General features: G+C 33.8%; 28 protein-coding genes. 16 read left to right on the forward strand and 12 right to left on the reverse strand.

Translation table 11 applies throughout. The features are described from left to right. Nucleotides 1-51: 51 nt before the first annotated feature. The 9 genes from EG358_RS06370 to EG358_RS19590 all read left to right on the forward strand — a co-directional run bounded on the left by EG358_RS06370 (nt 52) and on the right by EG358_RS19590 (nt 8,120). Nucleotides 52-1,317 (forward strand): mechanosensitive ion channel family protein, encoded by a 1,266-nt coding sequence (locus EG358_RS06370; protein ID WP_076561828.1) that lies wholly within the window; start codon nt 52-54, stop codon nt 1,315-1,317. Between the two features lie 22 nt (nt 1,318-1,339). Beyond that, a complete protein-coding gene (locus EG358_RS06375; RefSeq protein WP_076561827.1) occupies nt 1,340-1,675 on the forward strand; it encodes a DUF2085 domain-containing protein in 336 nt (111 codons plus the stop codon). 10 nt (nt 1,676-1,685) lie between these two features. Next, nucleotides 1,686-1,907, forward strand: coding sequence for a hypothetical protein (locus EG358_RS06380; protein ID WP_076561826.1), 222 nt, complete (start codon nt 1,686-1,688; stop codon nt 1,905-1,907). Between the two features lie 130 nt (nt 1,908-2,037). Further along, complete coding sequence (locus tag EG358_RS06385; protein ID WP_076561825.1) at nt 2,038-2,760, forward strand: pyridoxine 5'-phosphate synthase; 723 nt, start codon at nt 2,038-2,040, stop codon at nt 2,758-2,760. Between the two features lie 97 nt (nt 2,761-2,857). Then, complete coding sequence (locus tag EG358_RS06390) at nt 2,858-3,646, forward strand: alpha/beta fold hydrolase (protein WP_076561824.1); 789 nt, start codon at nt 2,858-2,860, stop codon at nt 3,644-3,646. 403 nt (nt 3,647-4,049) lie between these two features. Then, nucleotides 4,050-5,066 (forward strand): NAD-dependent epimerase/dehydratase family protein, encoded by a 1,017-nt coding sequence (locus EG358_RS06395; protein WP_076561823.1) that lies wholly within the window; start codon nt 4,050-4,052, stop codon nt 5,064-5,066. Then, on the forward strand, nt 5,066-6,838 hold the full coding sequence (locus EG358_RS06400) for an AMP-dependent synthetase/ligase (RefSeq protein ID WP_076561822.1): 1,773 nt from the start codon (nt 5,066-5,068) through the stop codon (nt 6,836-6,838). The genes EG358_RS06395 and EG358_RS06400 overlap by 1 nt, the downstream gene beginning before the upstream one ends. Nucleotides 6,839-6,898: 60 nt before the next feature. Further along, entirely contained in the window at nt 6,899-7,957 is a 1,059-nt protein-coding gene (locus EG358_RS06405) for a diphosphomevalonate/mevalonate 3,5-bisphosphate decarboxylase family protein (protein WP_076561821.1), read from the forward strand. Between the two features lies 1 nt (nt 7,958). Continuing rightward, a complete protein-coding gene (locus tag EG358_RS19590) occupies nt 7,959-8,120 on the forward strand; it encodes a hypothetical protein (protein WP_159436392.1) in 162 nt (53 codons plus the stop codon). A 47-nt stretch (nt 8,121-8,167) separates the two neighbouring features. On the opposite strand, the gene EG358_RS06410 is transcribed toward EG358_RS19590, so the two are convergent. Beyond that, on the reverse strand, nt 8,168-8,593 hold the full coding sequence (locus EG358_RS06410) for a hypothetical protein (protein ID WP_076561820.1): 426 nt from the start codon (nt 8,591-8,593) through the stop codon (nt 8,168-8,170). A gap of 189 nt (nt 8,594-8,782) precedes the next feature. Between EG358_RS06410 and EG358_RS06415 the strand changes: the two genes are divergently transcribed. Beyond that, entirely contained in the window at nt 8,783-9,478 is a 696-nt protein-coding gene (locus EG358_RS06415; RefSeq protein WP_076561819.1) for a phosphatase PAP2 family protein, read from the forward strand. A gap of 42 nt (nt 9,479-9,520) precedes the next feature. Here EG358_RS06415 and EG358_RS06420 read toward each other — a convergent pair whose 3' ends face one another. Then, nucleotides 9,521-10,603, reverse strand: coding sequence for an endonuclease/exonuclease/phosphatase family protein (locus tag EG358_RS06420; RefSeq protein WP_076561818.1), 1,083 nt, complete (start codon nt 10,601-10,603; stop codon nt 9,521-9,523). 116 nt (nt 10,604-10,719) lie between these two features. On the opposite strand from EG358_RS06420, the gene EG358_RS06425 reads away from it, so the two are divergent. Together EG358_RS06425 and gloA2 are read left to right on the forward strand one after the other, a co-directional pair. Then, nucleotides 10,720-11,157, forward strand: a complete 438-nt coding sequence (locus EG358_RS06425; RefSeq protein ID WP_076561817.1) for a nuclear transport factor 2 family protein — start codon at nt 10,720-10,722, stop codon at nt 11,155-11,157. Between the two features lie 7 nt (nt 11,158-11,164). Continuing rightward, on the forward strand, nt 11,165-11,542 hold the full coding sequence (gloA2, locus tag EG358_RS06430) for an SMU1112c/YaeR family gloxylase I-like metalloprotein (protein ID WP_076561816.1): 378 nt from the start codon (nt 11,165-11,167) through the stop codon (nt 11,540-11,542). A gap of 32 nt (nt 11,543-11,574) precedes the next feature. On the opposite strand, the gene EG358_RS06435 is transcribed toward gloA2, so the two are convergent. Then, the gene (locus EG358_RS06435) at nt 11,575-11,958 is read right to left on the reverse strand and encodes a DUF1634 domain-containing protein (RefSeq protein WP_076561815.1); all 384 of its coding nucleotides are present in this window, start codon (nt 11,956-11,958) and stop codon (nt 11,575-11,577) included. Then, nucleotides 11,955-12,785, reverse strand: a complete 831-nt coding sequence (locus tag EG358_RS06440) for a sulfite exporter TauE/SafE family protein (RefSeq protein WP_076561814.1) — start codon at nt 12,783-12,785, stop codon at nt 11,955-11,957. The genes EG358_RS06435 and EG358_RS06440 overlap by 4 nt, the downstream gene beginning before the upstream one ends. A gap of 87 nt (nt 12,786-12,872) precedes the next feature. Between EG358_RS06440 and EG358_RS06445 the strand changes: the two genes are divergently transcribed. Then, entirely contained in the window at nt 12,873-13,424 is a 552-nt protein-coding gene (locus EG358_RS06445; protein WP_076561813.1) for a DUF1543 domain-containing protein, read from the forward strand. A 158-nt stretch (nt 13,425-13,582) separates the two neighbouring features. Continuing rightward, the gene (locus tag EG358_RS06450; protein ID WP_076561812.1) at nt 13,583-14,692 is read left to right on the forward strand and encodes a 5-(carboxyamino)imidazole ribonucleotide synthase; all 1,110 of its coding nucleotides are present in this window, start codon (nt 13,583-13,585) and stop codon (nt 14,690-14,692) included. Nucleotides 14,693-14,737: 45 nt separating this feature from the next. Here the strand turns inward: EG358_RS06450 and EG358_RS06455 are convergent, their stop codons facing one another. Genes EG358_RS06455 through EG358_RS06470 form a run of 4 tightly spaced genes read right to left on the reverse strand, consistent with a single transcriptional unit; the run spans nt 14,738 to nt 17,764 of the window. Continuing rightward, entirely contained in the window at nt 14,738-15,091 is a 354-nt protein-coding gene (locus EG358_RS06455; protein WP_076561811.1) for a hypothetical protein, read from the reverse strand. Next, nucleotides 15,091-15,906 (reverse strand): hypothetical protein, encoded by an 816-nt coding sequence (locus EG358_RS06460; RefSeq protein WP_076561810.1) that lies wholly within the window; start codon nt 15,904-15,906, stop codon nt 15,091-15,093. Before EG358_RS06460 ends, EG358_RS06455 begins: the two co-directional genes overlap by 1 nt. Nucleotides 15,907-15,966: 60 nt before the next feature. Then, nucleotides 15,967-16,827, reverse strand: coding sequence for a hypothetical protein (locus EG358_RS06465; RefSeq protein ID WP_076561809.1), 861 nt, complete (start codon nt 16,825-16,827; stop codon nt 15,967-15,969). A gap of 22 nt (nt 16,828-16,849) precedes the next feature. Beyond that, nucleotides 16,850-17,764, reverse strand: coding sequence for a DMT family transporter (locus EG358_RS06470; protein WP_076561886.1), 915 nt, complete (start codon nt 17,762-17,764; stop codon nt 16,850-16,852). 177 nt (nt 17,765-17,941) lie between these two features. Here EG358_RS06470 and purE point away from each other — a divergent pair, with 177 nt between their 5' ends. Further along, nucleotides 17,942-18,445, forward strand: coding sequence for a 5-(carboxyamino)imidazole ribonucleotide mutase (gene purE, locus EG358_RS06475; protein WP_076561885.1), 504 nt, complete (start codon nt 17,942-17,944; stop codon nt 18,443-18,445). Between the two features lie 100 nt (nt 18,446-18,545). Here the strand turns inward: purE and EG358_RS06480 are convergent, their stop codons facing one another. From EG358_RS06480 to ahcY, 4 genes are all read right to left on the reverse strand, one after another. Next, nucleotides 18,546-20,096, reverse strand: coding sequence for a BspA family leucine-rich repeat surface protein (locus EG358_RS06480; RefSeq protein ID WP_076561808.1), 1,551 nt, complete (start codon nt 20,094-20,096; stop codon nt 18,546-18,548). Nucleotides 20,097-20,165: 69 nt separating this feature from the next. Beyond that, nucleotides 20,166-20,558 carry an inner membrane protein YiaA gene (yiaA, locus tag EG358_RS06485; protein WP_076561807.1) on the reverse strand — a complete coding sequence of 131 codons (393 nt, stop codon included), beginning with the start codon at nt 20,556-20,558 and terminating at the stop codon, nt 20,166-20,168. Nucleotides 20,559-20,824: 266 nt separating this feature from the next. After that, nucleotides 20,825-21,631: a hypothetical protein gene (locus tag EG358_RS06490; protein ID WP_076561806.1), complete on the reverse strand. Its 807-nt coding sequence runs from the start codon at nt 21,629-21,631 to the stop codon at nt 20,825-20,827. Between the two features lie 135 nt (nt 21,632-21,766). Further along, the gene (ahcY, locus tag EG358_RS06495) at nt 21,767-23,080 is read right to left on the reverse strand and encodes an adenosylhomocysteinase (RefSeq protein ID WP_076561805.1); all 1,314 of its coding nucleotides are present in this window, start codon (nt 23,078-23,080) and stop codon (nt 21,767-21,769) included. A gap of 165 nt (nt 23,081-23,245) precedes the next feature. Here ahcY and EG358_RS06500 point away from each other — a divergent pair, with 165 nt between their 5' ends. Beyond that, nucleotides 23,246-23,776, forward strand: a complete 531-nt coding sequence (locus tag EG358_RS06500; protein WP_076561804.1) for a HugZ family pyridoxamine 5'-phosphate oxidase — start codon at nt 23,246-23,248, stop codon at nt 23,774-23,776. Nucleotides 23,777-23,799: the final 23 nt, after the last annotated feature.

Below are 23,799 nucleotides of genomic sequence, written 5' to 3' on the forward strand. Positions count from 1 at the left end.
CTTATTTGATTAGGGTTGCAGTAACTCTTAATTTTATTAAATTTGTTGTCAATGAAAGACGAAATAAAAGATACCAAGAGTTTTTTTCAGGAAATGAGCGAACAACTTTACATTTACATCAGTAAGGTTTCTCCGACGGGGCTCGATTGGGTCTTTCACATCATTGTGAAACTGAGTTTGTTGGTGGCAATTTTTTTGTTTCTAGATTTTATTTTTAAAATCATCATCAATTATGTATTTCGACTTTTCCGAAATGAAAACCGATTTCCTATCTTAAAATCTATTTATCAATCTAAAATAACCAATTCAGTAGCTCATTTTACAGCTTTGGCAATTGTAGGTTCTATGCACGAGGCTATTTTTGTAGGAGCTTTAAAACAAACAACAATTTTCATTATCAGATCTGTAAATTTAGGGTTGGTGATGATTCTTGCCGGAATGTTGTACCGCTCATTAACGGCATTCAGGAACTATTTCACAATACAACAGGATTATTACAAGGTAATGGCAATAAATGCGATTTCCGAAACTGTAAAAATTCTGGGAATATTCTTGTTTAGCATTGTGAGTATCTGCGTGGTTTTCGGGATCAAAGGAACTACAATTGTAGGAAGTTTAGGGGCAATTACGGCTGTTTTGGTATTGGTTTTCAGAGACACTATTTTGGGTTTTGTAACGGGTATTCACGTAGCAACATCAAAAAGTCTGAAAGTAGGTGACTGGATCGGCATTCCTAAATACAGTATCGAAGGAAATATTTTGGATATCAGCTTGTTAACCACCAAAATTGCTAATTTCGATAAAACAATTTCATCAATTCCAACATATGATTTGCTGACTACCGAGATTAAAAATCTCCAGGTGATGTCTGAATCGAATACCCGAAGAATTAAAAAATCTATTTTCTTTAATATCAATTCATTTAAATTTTTAAATCCCGAAGAGATTGAACGATTAAAAGAAATTAATCTAATATCTGATTACCTGATCGAAAAAACTTCTGAAATCAATCATGAAAAAGAATCGATCGGTCATCGCGATAAAGTCATCAACGGAAGACAGCTTACTAATATCGGCGTCTTTAGATACTACGCTCAGAAATATCTCGAAAATGATCGTGAAATAAATAAAGAAAATCCAATCATGGTACGTCAGCTAGAAATTACTACGCAAGGGCTTCCAATGGAAGTGTATTGTTTTACTAATGATTCAAATTGGCAACGTTTTGAGGAAATTCAGGCAGATATTTTTGATCACTTATTGGTTGCTTCAAAAGAATTTGATCTTCAAATTATGCAAATAGGATTTCCAAAATAAATATTTTTATTACTTTAGCAAGATGACAAAAATAGAATGGGTAGATTGTCACCGAATACCATCGCGATCTTTTTTTTATAAAAAGAAACAATTTCCTGTGTGCGCAAGATGCACAGGTATATATTTGGGCTTTTTTATAATGATTCCTTTGCTTTGGTTTTATCAGATAGGAATGATTATAAGTATAATTCTTATTCTTCCCACATTGATTGATGGGCTTACGCAGGCCTATTTAAATAGGGAAAGCACAAATTTTTTACGTTTCTCTACCGGAATTTTAGCTGGAATAGGAATGAGCGGATTTAGCGAGCGAATAACGTATCATACCTATAAATTTATCGAATTACTATTATCATAAAATATAAACTATGTCAGAATTTAAAGAAAACTTACCACAGAAGTCCAACGAAGATTTACATATCGGACTTAAGGTTTTATCATTTTGTATCCCACTTGCCGGAGCAATTATTTACTTTGTTAAAAAGGAAAATGAGCCTGTTGCAGCAAAATCAGCTTGTAATTTAGCATTGATTGGGCTTGGGGTAAACGTCGTTCTCACGGTAGTGAGACTTGCGCTCACAGGAAGTTAAAAAACTTTTATAAAGCCACTTTCGAGTGGTTTTTTTATTTTTGTACTTTAATTAATGAGGGTAAGAGATTTTAAGTTTAAGTTTATCATACTTAAAATTCTGATTTTTAGCCTTAAACTTGAATAATACAATGACAAAACTAAGTGTAAACATTAATAAAATTGCAACGCTGAGAAATGCAAGAGGCGGCGAAACGCCAAGTGTGACTGAAGCAGCAATAAAAATTCAGGAATTTGGTGCGCACGGAATCACCATCCATCCAAGACCTGATGAAAGACATATTACAAGAAAAGATGTGTATGACCTGAAACCTTTGGTAACTACCGAATATAATATTGAAGGAAATCCTCATCGTGAGTTTATCGACATGGTTTTGGAAATAAAACCGGAACAGGTAACATTGGTTCCTGATGCTGATGATGCAATCACTTCAAACGCAGGTTGGGATACCAAAAAGCACTTTGATTTTTTAAAAGAAATTATCGCTGAATTTAAAAATGCAGGAATTCGTACGTCTATCTTCCTTGATCCCGATCCTGAATTGGTAGAGTATGCTGCTAAAACCGGAGCCGATAGAATTGAACTGTATACAGAAGCGTACGCAAAAAATTATACAACAAATAAAGAAGAAGCTATTAAACCATATTATGAAACTGCTGTAAAAGCTGCTGAATTTGGTTTAGGAATCAACGCAGGTCACGATTTAAGTTTAGAAAATTTAAAATATTTTGCAGACAATATTCCCAATCTTTTGGAAGTTTCCATTGGTCATGCTTTGGTTTCAGAAGCTTTATATATGGGAATGGAAAATACGGTTCAGGCGTATTTAAAGAGATTAGCAAAATGGGCATAAAGCTGGAAGCTGGATGTTCGAAGCTGGAAGTTTGATTATACACTTTTAATAACTTCCAGCCTCCATCATCCAACTTCCTCCTTAAAAAATTTTATATATGGAAATTTTACATTCAAAAATATTTGGCGAAAATATATCGTCAACACCGCTTTTGGTATTTCACGGTTTGTTTGGAATGCTTGATAATTGGGGAAGTTTCGGAAAAGAATTGGGCGAGTTTTTGCCTGTTCATTTAATTGATTTAAGAAATCACGGCAGAAGTTTTCATTCTGAAAATATGTCGCATGATGATTTGGCAGATGATATTTCCAATTATATGAATCATTACGGAATTGAAAAAGCTCACGTTTTAGGACATTCTTTGGGTGGAAAAGCAGTAATGCAGTTCGCAATCAATTATCCTGAAAAAGTAGATAAATTAATTGTTGTTGATATTTCTCCAAAAGCTTATCCGCCGCATCACCAAGGGATTATCAAAGCTCTCGAAACTGTAGATTTTAATACGGTTGCTTCCAGAAATGAAGTTGAAGCAGTTTTAACGCAATATATTCCGGAGAAATCGACGATTCAGTTTTTAGCTAAAAATCTGTATTGGGAAGAATCCGGTGATAGTAAAAAACTCAACTGGAGATTTAATCTGAAAACACTTTCTGAGAAATACAACGAATTTGTTTCTAATGCGATTAAATACGGAGTTTTTCAAGGCGAAGCTTTATTTATTGCCGGCGAAAAATCTAATTACATCTTGCCACAGGATGAGTTTTCGATCAAACAGCAGTTTCCGAAAGCTCAGTTTGTAAAAATTAAAAATGCAGCGCACTGGGTTCAGGCAGATAATCCTGCTGATTTTTCAATCGCAGTAAAAGAATTTTTACAAATTAAATAACTAAACAGTCATTTTAAGTACTGTTAAATTTTTCCTAAATATTTTATTTTTAAATATTGTGAATTATTTTATTGTAAATTAGTTTTGTCAAGTTGATAAATATATTGGTTTATATCAGATTATTTGAAAAATAATCTTAATTTATAAATGGATATTTGAGTTATTAACTTGAATTTAGTAAATAATTCATACTTAGCAAATTTATATAAGAAAGGAAACTTAGCACGTAGGTTTCCTTTTTTTATGACCCTATTTAATCTTAATAATTATAAAAATCTAATGAATTTTGGCTGAAAAAGTTGCAAATTTGCATAAATCGTTTTTAAGCTGAATTACGCTTAAATTATTTTTTAAAAAATTTAAAATCGACTAATTTAGCAGGTCATCAATTAGAAGTAAATTCATGGTTTTTGTAACAGGAGCAACAGGAATTTTAGGCAGAGTCATTGTTTTGGAACTTTTGAAAAAAGGTAGAAAAGTACGTGCTGCAAAAAGACCTTCAAGCAACATCAATGAAGTAAAACATTCTTATCAGTTTTATACCGAAAAGCCTGATGATTTTTTTAATAAAATCGAATGGATTGATGTTGATTTTGATGATATTAATTCTGTTGAATCTGCCTTAAAAGATATTACCGAAGTTTATCACTGTGCTGCAAAAGTAAGTTTTCATCCGAAAGATGAGAAAGAAATGTATCATACGAATATTAAGGCTACCGAAAATCTTCTTTTTGCCTGTGAAAATTCGACAGTAGAAAAATTTCTTCACGTCAGTTCGATTGCTGTATTGGATTCATTTAATGAAAAAGGTGAGCTCGACGAAAGTTCAGATTTTAATCCTAAAGAAGAACATTCTGCTTATGCTATTTCAAAGCATCTTTCTGAAATGGAAATCTGGAGAGCTTCTGCAGAAGGCTTAAACACGATTGTCATCAATCCCGGAATGATCATCGGAACCGGAAACTGGGGGAAAAGCAGCGGAGATATTTTCCCGACCTTTGAGAATAATAGTTTTACTTTCTCGGGCGGAACAAGTTATGTTGACGTAAGAGATGTGGCTGAAATTTCAATTCAGTTAATGGAAAATAATGCTTTCGGAGAACGTTTTATCCTAGTATCAGAAAGTAAAAAATACGCTGATCTTGGAAAACAGATCAGAACAAAATTAGGCTTGAAAGATGCTAAAATTCTTTCTAAAAGCACTTTGAAAATCGGTAGAATTGCCAATTTACTTTTCGGATGGATTTTTCCTCAACTGAAAATGGCTACAAAATCAAACATTGATGCCGTTTCGTCTCTTACTGTTATTTCTAATCAGAAAATTAAGGATAAGTTAAATTTTCAATTTATTCCGGTACAAGAAAGCATCGATTTTCATCTCAATAATTATATTAACGACAAAAAGCTGAACAAAAAATAATGAATCTTGCAGAGGCAATTATTAAAAAAAATATAGAAAAGCATCCTTTAAAATCGGCAGTCGGTTTCAAAAAAAAGGAAGGCTGGAAAGAATTGAGCTGGAAAAAGTTTGGCGAAATTGTTTTTAAAACAGCCAATGCTCTGAAAAATTCGGGTATTGGCGAAAATGATAAAGTAGCGATCTATGCCGAAAATTCTGCAGAATGGATGATTTTCGATTTGGCAGCCATGTCAATTGGTGCGATTACAGTTCCTATTTATTCTACCAATAATGCAGAACAGGCAGAGTTTATACTGAAAGATTCCGGAGCAAAAATTGTGTTGGTAGGAGATCAGGTACAATATGACGGATGTCTTGAAATTTTGAAAAAAGAAGACGCAGATAATTATATTAAAACAATTATTGTTTCTAAAAAAGCAGTCTGGATTAAGAAAGAATTCAGCAGTTTTTATCTTGAAGATTTTATTGCCAAATCTTCTCCGGAACTTGACATTATTTCTAAAAATGATGATGATTTAGCCACCATTATTTATACTTCAGGCACCACGGGAACTCCAAAAGGAGTGATGTTAACACATGGAAATTTCACTAAAGCATTTGATGCTCATTTTGAGTTTTTTAAATTTAAAAACTTTGAAGAAGAGCTTTCATTAGCGTTTTTACCTTTAACCCACGTTTTCGAAAGAAGCTGGAGCTTGCTTTGCCTGTATGGCGGAGCGAGAGTCTATTTTTTAGAAGATCCGAAAAGTATAGCGAAAGCTTTGGAAGAGGTGAAACCAACAATGATGTGCGCAGTTCCGAGGTTTTTCCAAAAAGTGTATGCAGGAGTTTTAGAAAAAGCAGAAGAAGGTTCGTCATTAAAAAAGAAAATCTTCAATTGGGCCTTAGAAACTGGTAAACAAACCGGAGAATTGAGAAGAACGGAAAAACAAATTCCATTCGGTTTAAAAATAAAAGAAACATTCGCCGAATTACTGGTTTACAGTAAAATTAAAGAAAAAATGGGCGGCCGACTTTGGTTTATGCCTTGTGGAGGCGCTTCCTTGTCACCGGAAGTTACCCAGTTTTTTGAATCGGTGAATATTCATTTGACGGTTGGTTACGGCCTTACGGAAACCACGGCGACTTTAACAGCTTTTCCATTCACAAATTTTGAGCATGGAAGTTGCGGGAAACCTTTACCCGGTGTTGAAATTCGTATTGGAGAACAGGATGAAATTCAGGCAAAAGGAAACGGAATTATGAAAGGTTATTACAACAAGCCTGAAGAAACCGAAAAAGTTTTTACTCAGGATGGCTGGTTCAAAACTGGTGATGCAGGAAAGTTTGATGAAAAAGGAAATCTGTTTATTACCGACAGAATCAAAGATCTGATGAAAACATCCAATGGAAAATATATTGCGCCGCAAATGATCGAAAATTTGCTGACCAACAATAATTTCATCCAGCAGATTGTTTTGATCGCAGAAGGAAAACAATTTGTCTCGGCCTTAATTGTTCCGAATTTTGAGTTTTTAGAAAGTTATCTTAAGAAAAATAATATCCCGTTTACCAATTGGGAAGAAATAGTAAATAAGAAAGAAATACAGGATTTTTACAAAGAAAAAGTAAACGAATTTCAAAAGCATCTTTCTGATTTTGAAAAGGTGAAGAAATTTACCTTAATGCCTTCTGAATTTGAAATTGGCTCAGGCGAAATCACCCCGACTTTAAAAGTGAAAAGAAATATCGTACTAAAAAAATATGCGGATATTATTGAGAAAATGTATTAATTGAAGTTGATATTTAGGTTGATACAAAAAATATAAAATTAAAAGTTTAGTAATTAAACGATGACAACACAAGAATTTTTAGGGAAAGAAAACTTTAATATACAATCTACAACAGTATCAGAAAGCTGTCCGTCAAATATTGCCTTAATTAAATATTGGGGAAAATATAAGGATCAGATTCCTGCAAATCCTAGTATCAGTTTTACATTGAATCACTGCAAAACAAATACTGAGATGGAATTTGTAGCAAATGAATCATTTTCTGTGCAGACTTTTCTATCAGGAAACGAAGAAGTGAAATTTGCCGAAAAAATTGAAAAATATTTTAAAAATATCGAGCAATATCTGCCTTGGATTCTACAAGGAAAATATATCATTAAAACAGAAAACACATTTCCTCACAGTTCAGGTATTGCGAGTTCAGCATCAGGTTTTGGAGCGATTGCAAAATGTCTGATGAAGTTGGATGAAAGTTTTTCCGGGAAAAAATCTGACGAAGAATCTTTAACAAAAGCATCTTTTTTAGCAAGATTAGGAAGCGGAAGTGCTTGCAGAAGTCTTTACAACGGATTAGTAGTTTGGGGAGAATCTGATCAAGTTGAGGGAAGCTCAGATTTGTTTGCAGTACAATATCTCAATTCTGAAGTTCATGATATTTTCAAAGATTTTAACGATTGGGTTTTGCTGATTCATGCAGGAGTAAAAAGTGTTTCTTCTACAGTTGGTCATGGTTTGATGAATACGAATCCTTATGCAGAAAGAAGATTTCAGGAGGCAAGAGAAAATTTTGTTCCGATGAAAGAAATCTTGAAAAGTGGAGATTTGCAAGGCTTCATCAAATTGGTAGAACACGAAGCATTGACGCTTCATGCGATGATGATGATGAGCGACCCTGCATTTATTTTAATGAAAACAGGAACTTTAGAAGTGATCAATAAAATTTGGGATTTCAGAAGAGAAACCGATTTGCCTTTATTCTTCACTTTAGATGCCGGTGCAAATGTTCATTTGCTATTTCCAAATGACGGTTCAGAAGAAAAAATAAAAACTTTTATCGAAGCTGAATTGCTGCAACATACTCAGAAAAGTGGAGTAGTGAAGGATGTGATGAAGTTTTAAAATGAAAAAGAAAAAAAGAGTTTTACTAATTTGCTTATTGATTAGTTTCCTGTTATTAGTCTATCTTAATGTAAGTTACAATAAAGGTTCAGTTGTTGAAACTTTGGGAAGAAACAGAACAATCAATTGGGGATGGGATTGGCGAGATCTTTGGCCTTTTTAAAATATAGGAGCGGACTTTTAGTTCGCTTTTTTTGTCTATGCAAAGTTTCATTGATTTCTGTTGATCATTCTTCTCAATTTAAAATAGTAAATAATCCACACCAAAAAGTTAATCCAAGGAATAATGATAACATATTCTTCACCTGAAAATTCGGAAAGACTTGCTAAAATTAAAGTAAAATAGAGCAAGTATCCGGCAAAAAATGCTAGAAACACAAGATATTTATTTTTTCTGATTTGCTTAAAAAGAATTAGAAATGCAGGTAAAGTAAACAAAGCTATCAAAATCTGAATTCCTATTGCGATCCCATATTGTAAACCGCCAAAACAATTCATTTTTGGTCTTCCGTCTTCATAATAATCTGAAGTTTGCATATCAATTATGATCAAAAATCCAATCATAAAAATTGTTCCTGCCAAAAAGCTGGCAAGTAATCCGGAACCTATTATTTTTGCGCTTTGCTTTTTTATCATAATTGATCTTCAAAAAAATTATAAAGTTTAATGTTTCAAATATACTTTCTTTATTTTAGTAAAATTTACAATGAGTTTTTAGAAAATATAATTTAAATAAAAATGATTAATTTGTCCCTTCGAAAAGCATTTGCATCAAATTTGCAAACACAAATGTTCAATTAAAACAATTCAAATTCAGCATATCACATGGAGTTTAAAAATAATGAGTTTCTGAGCAATTTCTCAACCTATTTCAGAGATAGAAGAAAAACACTTTTTTTATGTTTTTCTATTTTTTTTATCATTGTTTTTCTTCTTTTGAGTTTTTATGTTGTCGACTCGTCTCCAAAATCTTGGGATCTTCTCGTTTCTCAGGAACTGCAGGAAGATCCGAGTGCGCTTTTGGATGTTTTGATGAAAGGTTTTAGTTGGCTCGGAACAGTTTATGTTGCAGCGATCATGGTTACTGTATTTTCTTTGGTTTTTTTGATATTTAAATATTTCAGGGAAGGATTATTTGTATTATCATGTCTTTTATCAGGCGGCGTAAGTTATGTTTTAAAAATGCTCATCGACCGTCCACGGCCAACGACAGATTTTGTAAGAATTGTTGAAGAAACGCATTATCAAAGCTTTCCGAGCGGACATGTTCTGTTTTATACTGCTTTTTTCGGAACATTAATGGTGATTGCTATCTCTTCGAGCATTTTAAAAATTTCCTGGAAAATACTAATTACAGTAATTTGTCTGGCAATGATTGTTTTGGGAGCTGTTTCACGTATTTATTTGGGTGCGCACTGGTTTACAGATGTCATTGGCGGATTTATCGTGGGAGTTCTTTTTGTGATGGTTACAGGAAGTATTTATCTGAGAAGCAAAAAGAAATCTACTGATATTCAATAAAAATATTTTTAATAAATCTAATCTGGATTTTTAGGGGATTCATCAATCTTCTGTAACTACCGCATCGCGCTCACCATCCTCTTCTTTGCCTTCTTCGATCATTTCCTTTGCTTCAGCTATTTCTTCAGCATCTGCCTGTTCTACACGCTCTTCCTGATCATCATTGTGATGGTCGATGAAAAACTCACAATATACAGGAAGGTGGTCTGAGCCAAAATTTTCAAGTGTTTTTAAATCCTTAATGAAAATATCATCACTGTGAAACATCAAATCAATAGGAAATCTAAAAAGCCTGTACTTTGCATGAAATGTAGACACAAAAGCATGTCCGACTCTAGGATCGATCAAATGACTTGTTTTTCTGAATAAAACGGAAGATTTAGACCACGCAACGTTATTGAAATCTCCTACAACAATTACAGGTTTTTTTATTTCAGTCACTCTTCTGGCAACACTTAGAATGTCGCCGTCTCTTTCCTTTGAAGTTTCTTCTTCTGTCGGACTTGGCGGAGGGGGATGAACCCCAAAAAAGACAAACTCAAAACCATCTTCAGTTTTTAAATGTGCCTCAATACTCGGGATATCATCTGCTACGAAATAATGCGTTTTTGATTCTTCAATTTTCATTTTAGAATAAAAATGCATTCCGTATGTGTTTTCAAGGGTAACTTTATGTTGGTACGGATAATCTTTTTCTAAAACCTGCAACGCTTTTTCCCAGTCACCGTTGCTTTCCATTGTTAAGAATATTTCAGGCTTATTTTTTTTGATGAGATGAATAAATTTACCGAAATCTGTATTAAACTGATAGACATTGGCAGAAATAAAATGGTATTTCTTTGAAGATTTATCGGTCTGCGGCTGTTTTTTTACTTTGTAAAGCGGAGTATATTTTATTAGTGTGATCCCGTGGTAAATAATCATGGCTAATAATAAGCCTTGCATATACCAGAAATATTGTGTTTTTTCGACAATAAATCCTAAAGCAAAAGTGATAATTGTAAAATAGGTAATCTGTATTTTACCAAAATCGGGAAAGCGAAAAATCCAATGCGGGCTTGGAAGTTTTGGCAATACGGTTAAAATCAGTAATAAAATACTTAGAACAAGGTAAGTTTCCCACATATATCTTAAAATAAACGGATAAAAATAAGGTATTTTCAGGTAATTTCGTGCCAGTTTTTATATAAACAGTTGTGCCGGAGCATATTTTTTTTAATTTTAAACCTTAAACCGTAATCATGGAAAAATTTTTAATAGTTCTGTTGTTTTTAAGCTCGTTTTGTTTTGCTCAAAAAACAGAAAACGATGCAATAAAAGAAAGTATAGAAAATCTGTTTACAGGCATGAAAAATGCAGATACAGTCATGATAAAATCTGTCTTTGCCGATAACGCAATTTTACAAACAATTACGAAAAGTGATGCAGTGAAAACAGAAAAGCTACAAGATTTCTTATCCTCTTTCTCTAAGCTATCAAAAAATGATGCAGACGAAAAGATTAAATTTGAAGCTATTCATGTCGACGGAAATCTTGCAAGCGTTTTTACACCGTACGAATTCTATTATAAAGGGAAATTTTCGCACTGCGGAGCCAATAGCTTCCAGTTAGTCAAACAAAATAATGTCTGGAAAATTCAATATTTAATCGATACAAGAAGAACAAACTGTAATAAATAATTTAAAAATGAAAATTCATCATATTGCTATCATTTGCTCAGATTACGAGGTTTCAAAAAAGTTTTATACCGAAATTTTAGGTTTAAATATTATCCGTGAAGTTTATCGTGAAGAAAGACAATCTTATAAATTAGATTTAGCTATCGAAGAACATTATGTGATTGAGTTATTTTCTTTTCCTAATCCTCCAAAAAGACCTTCAAGACCGGAATCTTGTGGCTTAAGGCATTTGGCATTCTCGGTAGAAAACGTCAATGAAAAACGTGAAGAATTAATTAAAAAAGGTTTAAACTGCGAAGAAATCCGAATTGATGAATTTACCGGAAAAGAGTTTTTCTTTACACAAGATCCGGATGATTTACCTCTGGAATTTTATGAAAATTAAATCAATTATCGTTGATCAATCATCAATGATAATTAATGCGCATAACCTGTAAAGAAACTTACCGCCATAATTGCCAAAACAATTGAAGAAATAACAACATAGACATAATCTTTCTCTTTAAGATAGCCAATAAGTGCAAAAATAATTCTCATCAACGGTGTGAAAATAAGCATCAAAATTCCCAATTGAATGATGGCCATGCCGTCACCTTTACAAAGTGTTTCCCAGAAATGACTCCAGACTTTCTCTGAAGAAGTTCCCATGTCTAGAAGCTTATATTTTCTGGGCATTTGGAAACCTTCCATAAAAAGCTTTACAAAACCAATCAATGAAGTGATAACCGATAAAATAACGCCCAAACGAAGGAGATTCCCGACAGAACGGTTAAGATCAATATCTGTAAAATCTTTTCTCATGAGAAATTGCTTCTAATACCGTTATACATCATATATACTGAAAGAATCGTAATAACGATGGCAAAAAATGTCTTCAGTTTTTTTGTTTTTGAAACCATTAAGGTTTTAGATCCTATAAAACTTCCGACAACAACACCTACCAAAACGGGTGCTACAATTACGGGAATAATTTCTCCTCTCTGAAAATAGATTAATGAGCTGGCTACTGCAGTTACGCCAATCATAAAATTACTGGTCGTTGTAGAAACCTTGAAGGGTAATCTCATCATATTATCCATTGCCAAAACTTTCAAAGCTCCCGAACCGATTCCTAAAAGACCCGACATTGCGCCTGCAAACATCATCATAAAAAATCCAGGAACAGTATTTCTTGCGGCATAGTTTTTTACAATTCCTTTATCGGGAAATGTACCGTAGAGCTTGAGCTTATCTTCAAGGCTTCCTTTAATTAGAGGCTCCTGATGATCGGGTTTTCCTTTAAGATTTAAAATAACTGTAAGCAAAAGTATGCTGGCAAAGATGATCCCGATTGTATTAGGATTCAGCATTCCAGAAACCAATGCACCAACAATTGCTCCTGAAGTGGTTGCAATCTCCAGGAACATTCCGATCCTCATATTGGTAAAACCTTCTTTTACGAAAGCAACGGCTGCACCGGAAGATGTTCCGATCACCGAAATCAGTGAAGCGCCAATTGCGTAATGCATAGGAACGCCAAAACCAAGCGTTAATAAAGGGATAATGATAACTCCTCCTCCCAAACCGGTAAGTGAACCTAAAAGACCGGCCGAGATAGCGCCAAGAAAAAGAATAATGATCTCCGACATGGTACAAATATAAAACTATTGCGGTTTTCAGGCAAACATTAACCCAAGATTATTTTTTGCCGTATTTTTGCAAAAATAAAATTCAAAATGAAGTTATTTTATATGATCCTCGGTGCAACGCCAAAAGGCAGAAATATAGAACAACATGATGTTTTCTTTGGGATCGCTGAAAGCCTCAAAGATTTGGTGCCGGATATAAAAGAGTTCTGGAAAGAAGCTGATGGGAAAATTCATCTCGACTGTTATCAGGAAGTGAAATTTGCTGATGGTTTTGAAGTAAAGATTGTAGAAAAAGGAGAAGAAGTTTCAGAAAATCAACTGTATTTTATCAATTTAGGCGGATATAAGAAAGGTTATTTTGAAGAATTTCACGAGCAACATTTAATGGTTGGAACTTCAATGGCTGAAATCGTGAAAAAAGCGAAACAAACCGAGTTTTATAAAACAATGGGATTTGAAGGTGCAGTAAGTCACATCGACGATAAACATGGTGTAGATATTGACGATATTTTCAATGTGAATGATATTCTTCCTGGAAAAATGAAAGAAAAATATTCGATTGTTTTAATGAAGTCTGATGCTGAAAATCAGGAAAATCCGATGGGATTAGGATATTTGAAAATTGATAAAATTCAATAAATTTTAAGGTCTTTGCTAAATGAAATCGAAGATTCGACGAAATCTAACGCCTTTGCGAGCTTAGAAGCATAAAGTATTTAAATAAAACCTTTGCGAACTTTGCGTTTAAAAAAGGTTTCAACTAATAATTAAATCTAATAGAAAAAATAAAAGTAAAAATGAAAATAGGAATTTTGGGAGGCGGACAGCTTGGAAGAATGTTTATTCAGGAAGCGCTGAAGTATGATGATGAATTTTACACTTTAGATCCGGCATCAGATGCGCCTTGTCATAATATTTCGCATTTTACGCAAGGAAGTTTCAATGATTATGAAACAGTTTTGAATTTTGGGAAAGATAAAGATGTTGTAACAATCGAAATCGAGCATGTAAATGCAGATGCATTGGCTGAACTTGAAAAACAAGGCGTGAAAGTGGTGCCTAATGCGCAAATCATTAAAACCATTCAGCAAAAGATTCTTCAAAAGCAATTTTATAAGGCTCATGATATTCCAAGTCCTGATTTTGAAATTATGGACGGTAGCTCAGATGAAATAAAAATACCACTTCCTTTTGTACAGAAAATGAATACAGGCGGTTACGACGGAAAAGGAGTTCAGGTTATTCGTACCAATGAAGACATGAAAAATCTTTGGATACAGGATTCTGTTCTTGAAAAACTGGTTGATATCGACAAAGAACTTTCGGTAATTGTTGCTAAAAACGAAAACGGAGAAACTCAAATTTTTCCTGTAACGGAAATGGTTGCAGATCCTAAGTTGAATTTGCTTGATTTTAATATTTGTCCGGTTTTTTTGAGTGAAGAAATTGAAGATCAAATCGATTCAATTACTGAGAAATTCCTGAATGCCGTTAATTCTCCGGGACTTTTTGCGATTGAATTATTTTTAGATAAAGAAGGAAAAGTTTGGGTCAATGAAACGGCTCCGAGGCTTCACAATTCAGGACATCAAAGTCAGGAAGGAAATGCCAATTCGCAATTCGAACAGATGTATCGCGTGGTAAAAAATCTTCCTTTAGCTGATACAGATGCCGTTATTTACAGCGGAATGCTGAATTTAGTCGGAGCAGAAGGCTTTTCAGGAAAAGTAATTTATGAAGGAATGGAAGACGTTTTAAAACTTCCGGAAACCTACATTCACCTTTACGGAAAAACAGAAACCAAACCCGGAAGAAAAATGGGACACATCAATGTTTTGGCAGAATCCAGAGAAGAATTGATGGAGAAACTGATACAGGTAAAAGCGATGGTAAGAGTGATTGCTTAACGTTTTGAAATATATTGAGAAAGACTGCTTTTGGGCAGTCTTTTTTTATTTGATTTTTGGCTGATCAATCGTCCATTTTTTCTCTGTTGAATTCCATAATAAATAAGGACCGCCTAAACCGTCATCATAGATCAGTTCGTAATTTCCTGTCTCATCTTTGTTGTAAACCGGTTTTTCAGGATTATCTTTTTGTAATCCCAACTTCTCTAATGTTTGCCAATCGTTAACTTCCGGAAGTTTGTAGCTGTTTTTTCGGTAATTCTCAATATTCTCAACTATTTTATTTCCCGATTTAATATCAGATTTTCTGGTGATTTCAATAGGAAGATTCCAATAAATGGTAATTGATAAAATGATTAGAGCGATTACTGATATGGAGATGATGAGTGTTTTTTTCATTATTTAAAATCTTTTGATTTTATAAGGCTGTCTTTTTTATAATTATAAATCATATAACCATCTAATGAAGGTGAGTAAACAGAAAACTCTTCAAGTTTGGTAAACGGAGCATATAATTTAAAAGTGCAAATGTCTGTTGCGGAAATAAAGGGATTTGTCTTTAAATGACTATGGGTTGACATTGTTACTATACCTCCTTCTGGCATTGAAGTCATTGTAGGTATTAATCTTGAGTGAAACTTTTTATTCGATATAATATTTCCCTCTTTATCAGTAATGAATAAATAATCATTTCCAAAAGGAATTACATTTGCTTCAGAAGAACCGGTGATAACATAGTTTTTGTAACTTTCTTCAAATGGAATTGTAATGATATTCAAGTTAAAACCATTAGGAACTCCAACCTCATACTTTGGGTCTGATAATTGTGCAATCACCTTTGAACGGATATTTTTTAAATTATTTTCATTTGAATTAAGATTTCTTTGATATAGATTTTCTTTGATAGGTTTTTTAGAATTGTTTGTAAAAGAATATTCTGCAATAACCAAATTTCTATCTTTATGTAAAATCACCGTTTTTACAGTATCATTATTTTTATAGGTAAGATATCCACCAAAATTTCCATTTATTTTTTTGTTTTCTCTTGCAAGATCTGTAGAGTGCCATGATGAATTTTCTAGTGAAAAAAGAAGATTGCCTTCAGCCTTTATGGAGTCTAATTTTTTTTTGATTTCTGCATCTGTGTATTTTGTATTCTGAGCCAAAAATAATGATGACACTAAAATAAAAGTCAGGGAAATAATTCGTTTCATAATTGTTTAAAATTGAGTGTTTATTCAACTTAATTTAACTTAAAATATTTAATAAGAAATCTACTTTTCCAATTCTTTGTTAAATCCCAAGGTTATATACTCAATTTCTCTTTGACTAGGCTTTCTATCTTTAATTTCTTCCCAAATATTTAAAGCGTCTTCAGCTTTATTCACCCCTAACTCATAATTTCCACGCCCCCATTTGTAAAGAGCAATTCCAATTTTTGTAGAGAAGACGCCAGGTTTTACTTGAACTCCATCATTTTCATGACCTTTTATTTCTGTGAAAAAATCTAATTTTCCACCTTCCGTGGTTTCTTTAATAATTATTTTTTTCAACAGAGCTTTATCAGCAAATTTAATTTGATTGGCCTCACCTTTATTAAGTTTCTTTTCACTTATAAGGTTTTTAACTTTGGTTTTAATTTCTTCTGTACTAATAATGGATAATTTTTTGTTATTAAAAAATAAAATATTACCATCAATCTTTGCTTTTTTGTCAAATTTTTGTTCAATAATCTCATTAGCTCGATTTTCTGTGATATCTCCTTTTATATCTGTTGAAAATACTTCATTAGATCCTGTTGCAGGGTCAATTATAAAAAAGACCTTCTCAGGTTTTTCTGCCAACATTATCATTTTTACAGGAGATAGATTTTTAACGACAAGAAAAAAATCTGATGGAAGTTTGGTTGCGGCTAATTCTATTTCGTCTAAGGATGGTTGTTCATTAATAAAAACAGATGAGTTTCTATTACTAATATTATTGGCTAAAGTATAATAGTTGGAATTTAGAACATAATCATCTACTTTCTCCTCAGATAAAGTAAGAGAATTGAAAACAGGATTTCCATTTTTATCAGTTTGGCTGTATGCATTCAAAGATAAAAGTGAAATAAATAGGGCAATAATTTTATTCATAAAAGTGAATTTTTGTAATTTTTTAAGCTTCTTCAGTAATCTTTTTTCTCTTAAAAAGCTCCTTATTATAATTAATGATAAAAACCCCGACAATAATCAAGATCGCTGCGATGATAAATTTAGCAGAAATCGTTTCATCCAAAATCAGCCAGCTTAAGAATATTGAAATTATCGTGTTGATATACGCTAAAATTGAAACCTGAACCGGAGAAACTCGTGTTAACGCATAATGAAACGCAAAGAAAGCAGCCACAGAACCGAAAATAGATAAATAAAGCATTGCTGAAATACTTTTTATACTCCAGTTTTCAAATTGATAGGAGTCTGAAAATAGAAATGCAAAACATATCTGTACTATTCCAGCAAAAAGAAATTGATAAAAAAGATTAAGGGTTATGTTTTTACTCTGAATATTCAGTTTTTTTGTGAAAATAGTTCCCGATGCCCATCCTAAAATTGCGATAAAAAGAAAGATGACACCTACCAGATAATCAGGATTTGAAAGGTCATTCAAGCCATCCCAAAATATAAAAAGAATACCACTGAAGCACATTATTATCCCTACTAAAGCGCGAAAACTAAATTTCTGTAATCCGATCGCCACACTTCCTAGAAATACAACGATGGGAGAGCAGGCACTCACTAATGAAGCCAGACTGCTGGTGACGGTTTCCTCAGCAACAGTGGTCATTCCATTGGCGATAACAAGCATTAAGGTTGAAAAAACAATTTGGTAGCCTAGGTTTTTCCAGCCAATCCATTTGAATTCTTTTCTGTAAAAAAGGATCACCATCATTATAATTGCGGCTAAAAACTGGCGGATTCCTGCTACAAACCACGCAGGAATGGTCTCGACAGCCACACGAATAGATAAAAAAGTAGTTCCCCAAACAACGGCTACAGTGAGGATGGCTAAAGTAAGTTTGTAATTTTTCAAAATTAAAATGTGATTCGTATGCAAATATAAAAATAATGAGCCGGAAATTCCCGCTCTTTTAATGCTCAAAAAGTTATTTTTTAGCTTTAACCCGCAGAATAAATAAAATTACAAATGATAGAATTCACATTCAATTTTTTAAAATCCTTATCTTTGAAATCTAATAAAATTGAAAAAATGGTAGGAATTATTATGGGAAGTCAGAGTGACTTACCGATTATGGAATTAGCGGCTAATTTTTTGAAAAGTTTAGACATTCCTTACGAACTGACCGTGGTTTCGGCTCACAGAACTCCAGAAAGAATGTTTGATTATGCAAAAACTGCAAAAGAAAGAGGGTTGAAGGTCATTATTGCTGGAGCGGGCGGAGCTGCTCACCTTCCCGGAATGGTTGCAAGCTGTACTACTTTACCGGTAATCGGAGTTCCTATACTTTCCAGCAATTCTATTGATGGCTGGGATTCTGTTTTGTCTATTTTACAAATGCCGGGCGGAATTCCTGTAGCTACCGTTGCATTAAACGGCGCACTGAATGCCGGGATTTTAGCTGCCAAAATTTTAGGAAGCGGAAACGAAGAAATTGCAGAAAAACTACAGGTTTACCAAGATACTTTGAAAGATAAAGTTTTGGGTACCGTGGATGATATTAAAGCAAAGCATCCTAACCAATATGATAATTAAGAGTGAATAATGAATTGTCAATTGTGAGTTTTTGATTCCGTGAAAATTGATTAATTCTTTTTTATAAATAGAAAAGCCCCACATTTCTGTGAGGCTTTTCTTATTTTTTGATGAATTTGAAAGATTCTGTTTTTTCTTTTGTAATGATTTGTAAAATGTAAGTTCCAGAAGTAAGGTTTTGAATATTGATAAAATCTTCTTTTACTATATCTTTCATCATTATTCTACTACTCAGATCTGTTATGATAAAGTTTGTTGCAGCAGACATATTTTTTAAATAAATAATGTGATGTGCAGGATTTGGATAAACAGAAGATTTTAAAGAAACTGTTTCTGAAGTTCCAAGACCTTCTTTTGTTACGCAGGTTCCTAAGGTGTCTCCGAAAATTTGCCAGCCTTTACTGATTAGTGTATTTCTGTCTGTAATGACATCTGGAGAATAGGAAAGCATAAGCAACGGACCCAACGAAATATTGTTGGCTGTATTGGGGTTTAGTGCCCATCCTGTAAGAGTGTTGCTGTAATTAATGCAGCTCATTGCCGTTCCGCTAATAGCAAGAGTCGCATTCGTAAGCGAGCTTAAATCCCAGCTTCCGAGGCTTTGATCAAAACTGTCTGCTCCCACAAATGCACTGTTCATATTTTCAAGTTTATTGGTGTTCCAGGAAACAAGGGGTTGGTTAAAATAATCTGCATCATGAAACATACCGGAAATATCTGTTACTTTAGATGTATTCCAGCTGTTAATTGGTTGATTAAAATTACTACTCTGAAACATATTCGACATGTTTGTAACGTTAGAAGTATTCCAGTTATTTAGAGGTTGGTTAAAAGCCTCACAGCCGGCAAACATATAGCTCATGTTTTTAACATTGGTGGTATTCCAATTATTGATATTCTGGTTGAATGCGAATCTTCCCTCAAACATATGGCTGAGGTTTTCTGCGGAAGAGATATTCCAAGAATAAATAGGTGCATTAAATGTATCAGTAATTAGATCGCCCGATGAGCCACCAAACATTGCCTGAAAATTTTTAATTGTTGACATGTTCCAATTTCCCATTGATGCATGTGCAACGAGATTAGGAATTTTATAAAACATATAAGAGACATCTGTAACATTATTAAAATTGGGTAAATCTGTTGCTGTGATTTTTAAGTGTTCACAATTTGCAAATGCACTGTACATTGATGTCCACTGAATATTTCCCCATTGCTCTACTTCAAGTATTCTTTCAATACTCCCAAGATTTTGGAACATCGGAAATTGGTATGAAGCTGTACTGGGATACATCAATCCAAACTTTATCTGGTTGAAGCTGCCATTGCCATTGCTAACTTTTACTCTGTATTTTACATCATTCGGTAAAGGATTTAAAGCTGTTCCGAAGTCAATTAAAATCTGAGTAGTAGAAGTTACATTAGGCATTGTACCGTTGTGTTGCGGGTAACCTACTTCTTCCCAACTGATCGTATAATTTTGTCCTACGCCGGGAAACCATATCTGATTGGCTCCAACCTGGTAGGGTGCTACAACGGTGAAATCCATATTAGGCGCGGTAGGAGGTTTCCAAATGGTAATAAATTCGTTCTGCGATTGCAGGAAATGAAAAGTGAGTAATAAAATAAATGGTAAAAGTTTTTTAAACATATCAGTATTTTGTGAAATAAATATATGTAAAATAAAAAAACTCACCAAATTTTGGTGAGTGTGAGTTATTTATTCCTGAGTCATATTGTCTCGGGTGTTTTTCTGGACGGCTATTGCACCAAATAAAGCCAGTAAAAATGCAAAACCATAAAAACCTTTTTCACTAGGAAGAATGGTCGCATTCCAAAGACCAATTGCCAGTAAAACAATCGATGATAATGTGGCAAACCAGCAAATCCCGTAATAGATATCGGTTACTTTGATGTTTTCTAATCGGTCACGAACAGCTTTCTGTAGAGAAACTACCGCAAACAAACCGTAAAGCAGTATGGTAAAGTAATATCCTTTTTCGTTAAGCTGCATTTCAGCTCTCGCGAGCCCTACGATAAATCCTATCATTCCTGCAGCGAGCGCCACCCAAGATGCGGCTACGAATGCATTTGAAACTCCTTGTTTTTTCATTACTTGTTATTTTTTTGTTTATTATTCATTCAAATATATTATTTTTTAAGTTAATGCTTACCGTTATTTCATAGGATATTGAAATTTATTGAAATCTGTTGTTAAATACTAGCCCCGATAGGAGAGATATCCTTTTTTTAGGAATGGAAAAACCTCATAGATTTTCAGAATCTATGGGGTTTAGCTTGGAGAAAAGATATAACGGATAGCGGGAATTGCTCCTAAAAAAACAAAAACTCTCCAAAAAGGAAAGTTTTGATTATTTATTACTGAAGAATATATTCGTAATTATATTTTACATAATTGCTTCCGTTTGCTGCTTTTCCGATGACCTGAACAGGTAATTGTGCGCTGTTGTACTGAATTTCGTAGATAATGTTTTGATTCTGAACCCAATTTCCTGCGCTGTCTTTAAAGCTGATTCTCTCTGAAGCGTAATTGTTTTTGCTCAACGCATACGCACCTCCCATCATTATTCTGAAATATTTATTGGTAAAAGTATAAGGATTGAGCTGATTGTCATATAAATATTCATGTTTAGTGGATGAAGGAAAAGTACCTCCGATTTCTGATGTTTCTACAGTGATATTATCCCCATTATAAGTGTATGAAGAGAGGCTAGGATTGCTACAGTTTGCAGATTGGCATTGAGTGGAAGTAGCCACCTTACCGTTATTATAAGTATAAGTGATGGTTCTATTGAAGTCGGGATTGCTGTAGATTGCTTTAGTATTCTGGAGTTCGTTGTTAGAATAAGTATACAGTAAATAATATTCTAAAGTTCCCGCAGAATTATAGTAATTTATTTTTGAAGGTTTTCCGTTTGTATCATACTCAAAAATTGAAGTTCTTCCTTCAGATCTCATTTTTGATAAATCTCCCTGATTATTATATTCTAAAGTTGATACCGTAGTTTGAGGATTTGCGGGATTGTCATAGTAAACCGTTGTCACTTTACTCAACAATATTCTTTGTTGTATAGGATCAGTGATCAGCTCATATTCATCGGTGCTGTTGCAGCTGTTAAAAAATACTACAGAGCTCATTAAACTCAGGAAAAAATACTTTTTCATTTTCAAATTTTAATTTGTCAAAAATAGTAATTCCTAAATGAGTTTTAAAATATTGAAAGAAAAAATCCCATTATTTTGAATAATGGGATTTTATTTTTAGTTGAAATGCTTCAACAAGCAAAGCATCGCAATATCTTAGTATCTGTAATACTCAGGTTTGAATGGTCCTTTCACATCTACACCGATGTATTCAGCTTGTTCAGTAGAAAGAGTTTCCAGCTCAACGCTTAATTTTTTAAGGTGAAGAGCCGCTACTTTCTCATCCAAATGCTTAGGAAGCATATATACTTCATTTCCGTAAGCTTCAGAATTAGTCCAAAGTTCGATCTGAGCCAAAGTCTGGTTAGAGAAAGAGTTAGACATTACAAAACTCGGGTGACCTGTTGCGCAACCAAGGTTTACCAATCTACCTTCAGCAAGAATAATTACTTCTTTGCCTTCGATTGTATAGATGTCAACCTGAGGTTTTACTTCAGATTTTGTGTGACCGTAATTTTCGTTTAGCCAAGCCATATCGATTTCGTTATCGAAATGACCGATGTTACAAACGATCGCTTTATCTTTTAATTTTAAGAAATGTTCTTTTCTTACGATGTTAAAGTTACCTGTAGTCGTGATTACGATATCTGCGTTATCCACAACAGTGTCTAATCTTTTTACTTCGTAACCGTCCATTGCAGCCTGAAGCGCACAGATTGGGTCGATCTCAGTAACAGTAACGATAGAACCTGCTCCTCTGAAAGAAGCTGCAGTACCTTTACCTACGTCTCCGTACCCGCAAACTACCACTCTTTTTCCTGCCAACATAAGGTCTGTCGCTCTTCTTACAGCATCTACTGCAGATTCTTTACATCCGTATTTGTTATCGAATTTAGACTTGGTAACTGAATCGTTTACGTTGATTGCAGGCATTACCAAAGTTCCGTTTTTCATTCTTTCGTACAATCTGTGAACTCCGGTTGTAGTTTCCTCAGAAAGTCCTTTGATATCTTTTGTGAATTCAGGGTATTTATCAAAAACCATGTTTGTTAAATCTCCACCATCATCCAAAATCATGTTTAATGGTTTTCTGTCTTCACCGAAGAATAAAGTTTGCTCGATACACCAGTCAAATTCTTCTTCGTTTAAGCCTTTCCAAGCGTAAACAGGAATTCCTGCAGCAGCAATAGCAGCAGCAGCGTGATCCTGAGTAGAAAAAATATTACAAGAAGACCAAGTAACCTCAGCTCCTAAAGCAACCAAAGTTTCGATCAAAACTGCAGTTTGTATCGTCATGTGAAGACATCCTGCGATTCTAGCTCCTTTCAACGGTTGAGATGGTCCGTATTCTTCACGAATAGACATTAAACCCGGCATTTCTGCTTCTGCAAGGGTGATTTCTTTTCTTCCCCATTCTGCAAGAGAAATATCCTTAACTTTATAAGGAACGTATTGTGTTGTAGTACTCATATCGATGAATAATTTTTAATTTCAATTAAATAAAGTGCAAAATTACAACATATAATTTAGATATAAAAAAAAGCATCTAGCCGATTAGCATGAAATAATACATACCATGAATTTTATTTTTATTTATTCTAAATTATGTATTTTTGTGCAAAATAAATCTCTATTATGAATCATACACATGCGCAGGAAGAAGCCCAAAGACAGGCAAAGCCTCTTGCTCCCAAAGTAAAAGAATTGGTTGAAAGAACAAAAAGTATCATTCTGGCGACGGTAGACGGAGAAGGAACACCCAATTCTAGCTATGCCCCTTTTGTACAGGTAGAAAATACATTCTATATTTTGGTTTCTTTCATGGCAAAACATACCAAAAATCTTGCTGACGGAAGAAAAACGTCGATTATGTTTATCGAAGATGAATCTGCTACAAAACAGATTTATGCTCGTGAAAGATTAACCATTGAGGCATCAACTTCGCAGGTAGAAAGAGATTCTGAGATTTGGAACACTGTTGTTTCTCAGTTAAAAGAAACGCACGGAAAAGTAGTAGATGTTATTTCTGAAATGAAAGATTTTATCCTGATCGGTCTTCATCCTGTAAAAGGTTCTTATGTAAACGGTTTCGGAAGCGCTTATTTTGTAGATGAAAATCTTCAGATTATGGAACATAGAAATGATCAGAATCATCAGTCGAAATAAGTTGATGGAAGCTTGACGATGGA

The sequence above is a fragment of the Chryseobacterium indoltheticum genome (assembly GCF_003815915.1).
Classification (GTDB): Bacteria; Bacteroidota; Bacteroidia; order Flavobacteriales; family Weeksellaceae; genus Chryseobacterium; species Chryseobacterium indoltheticum.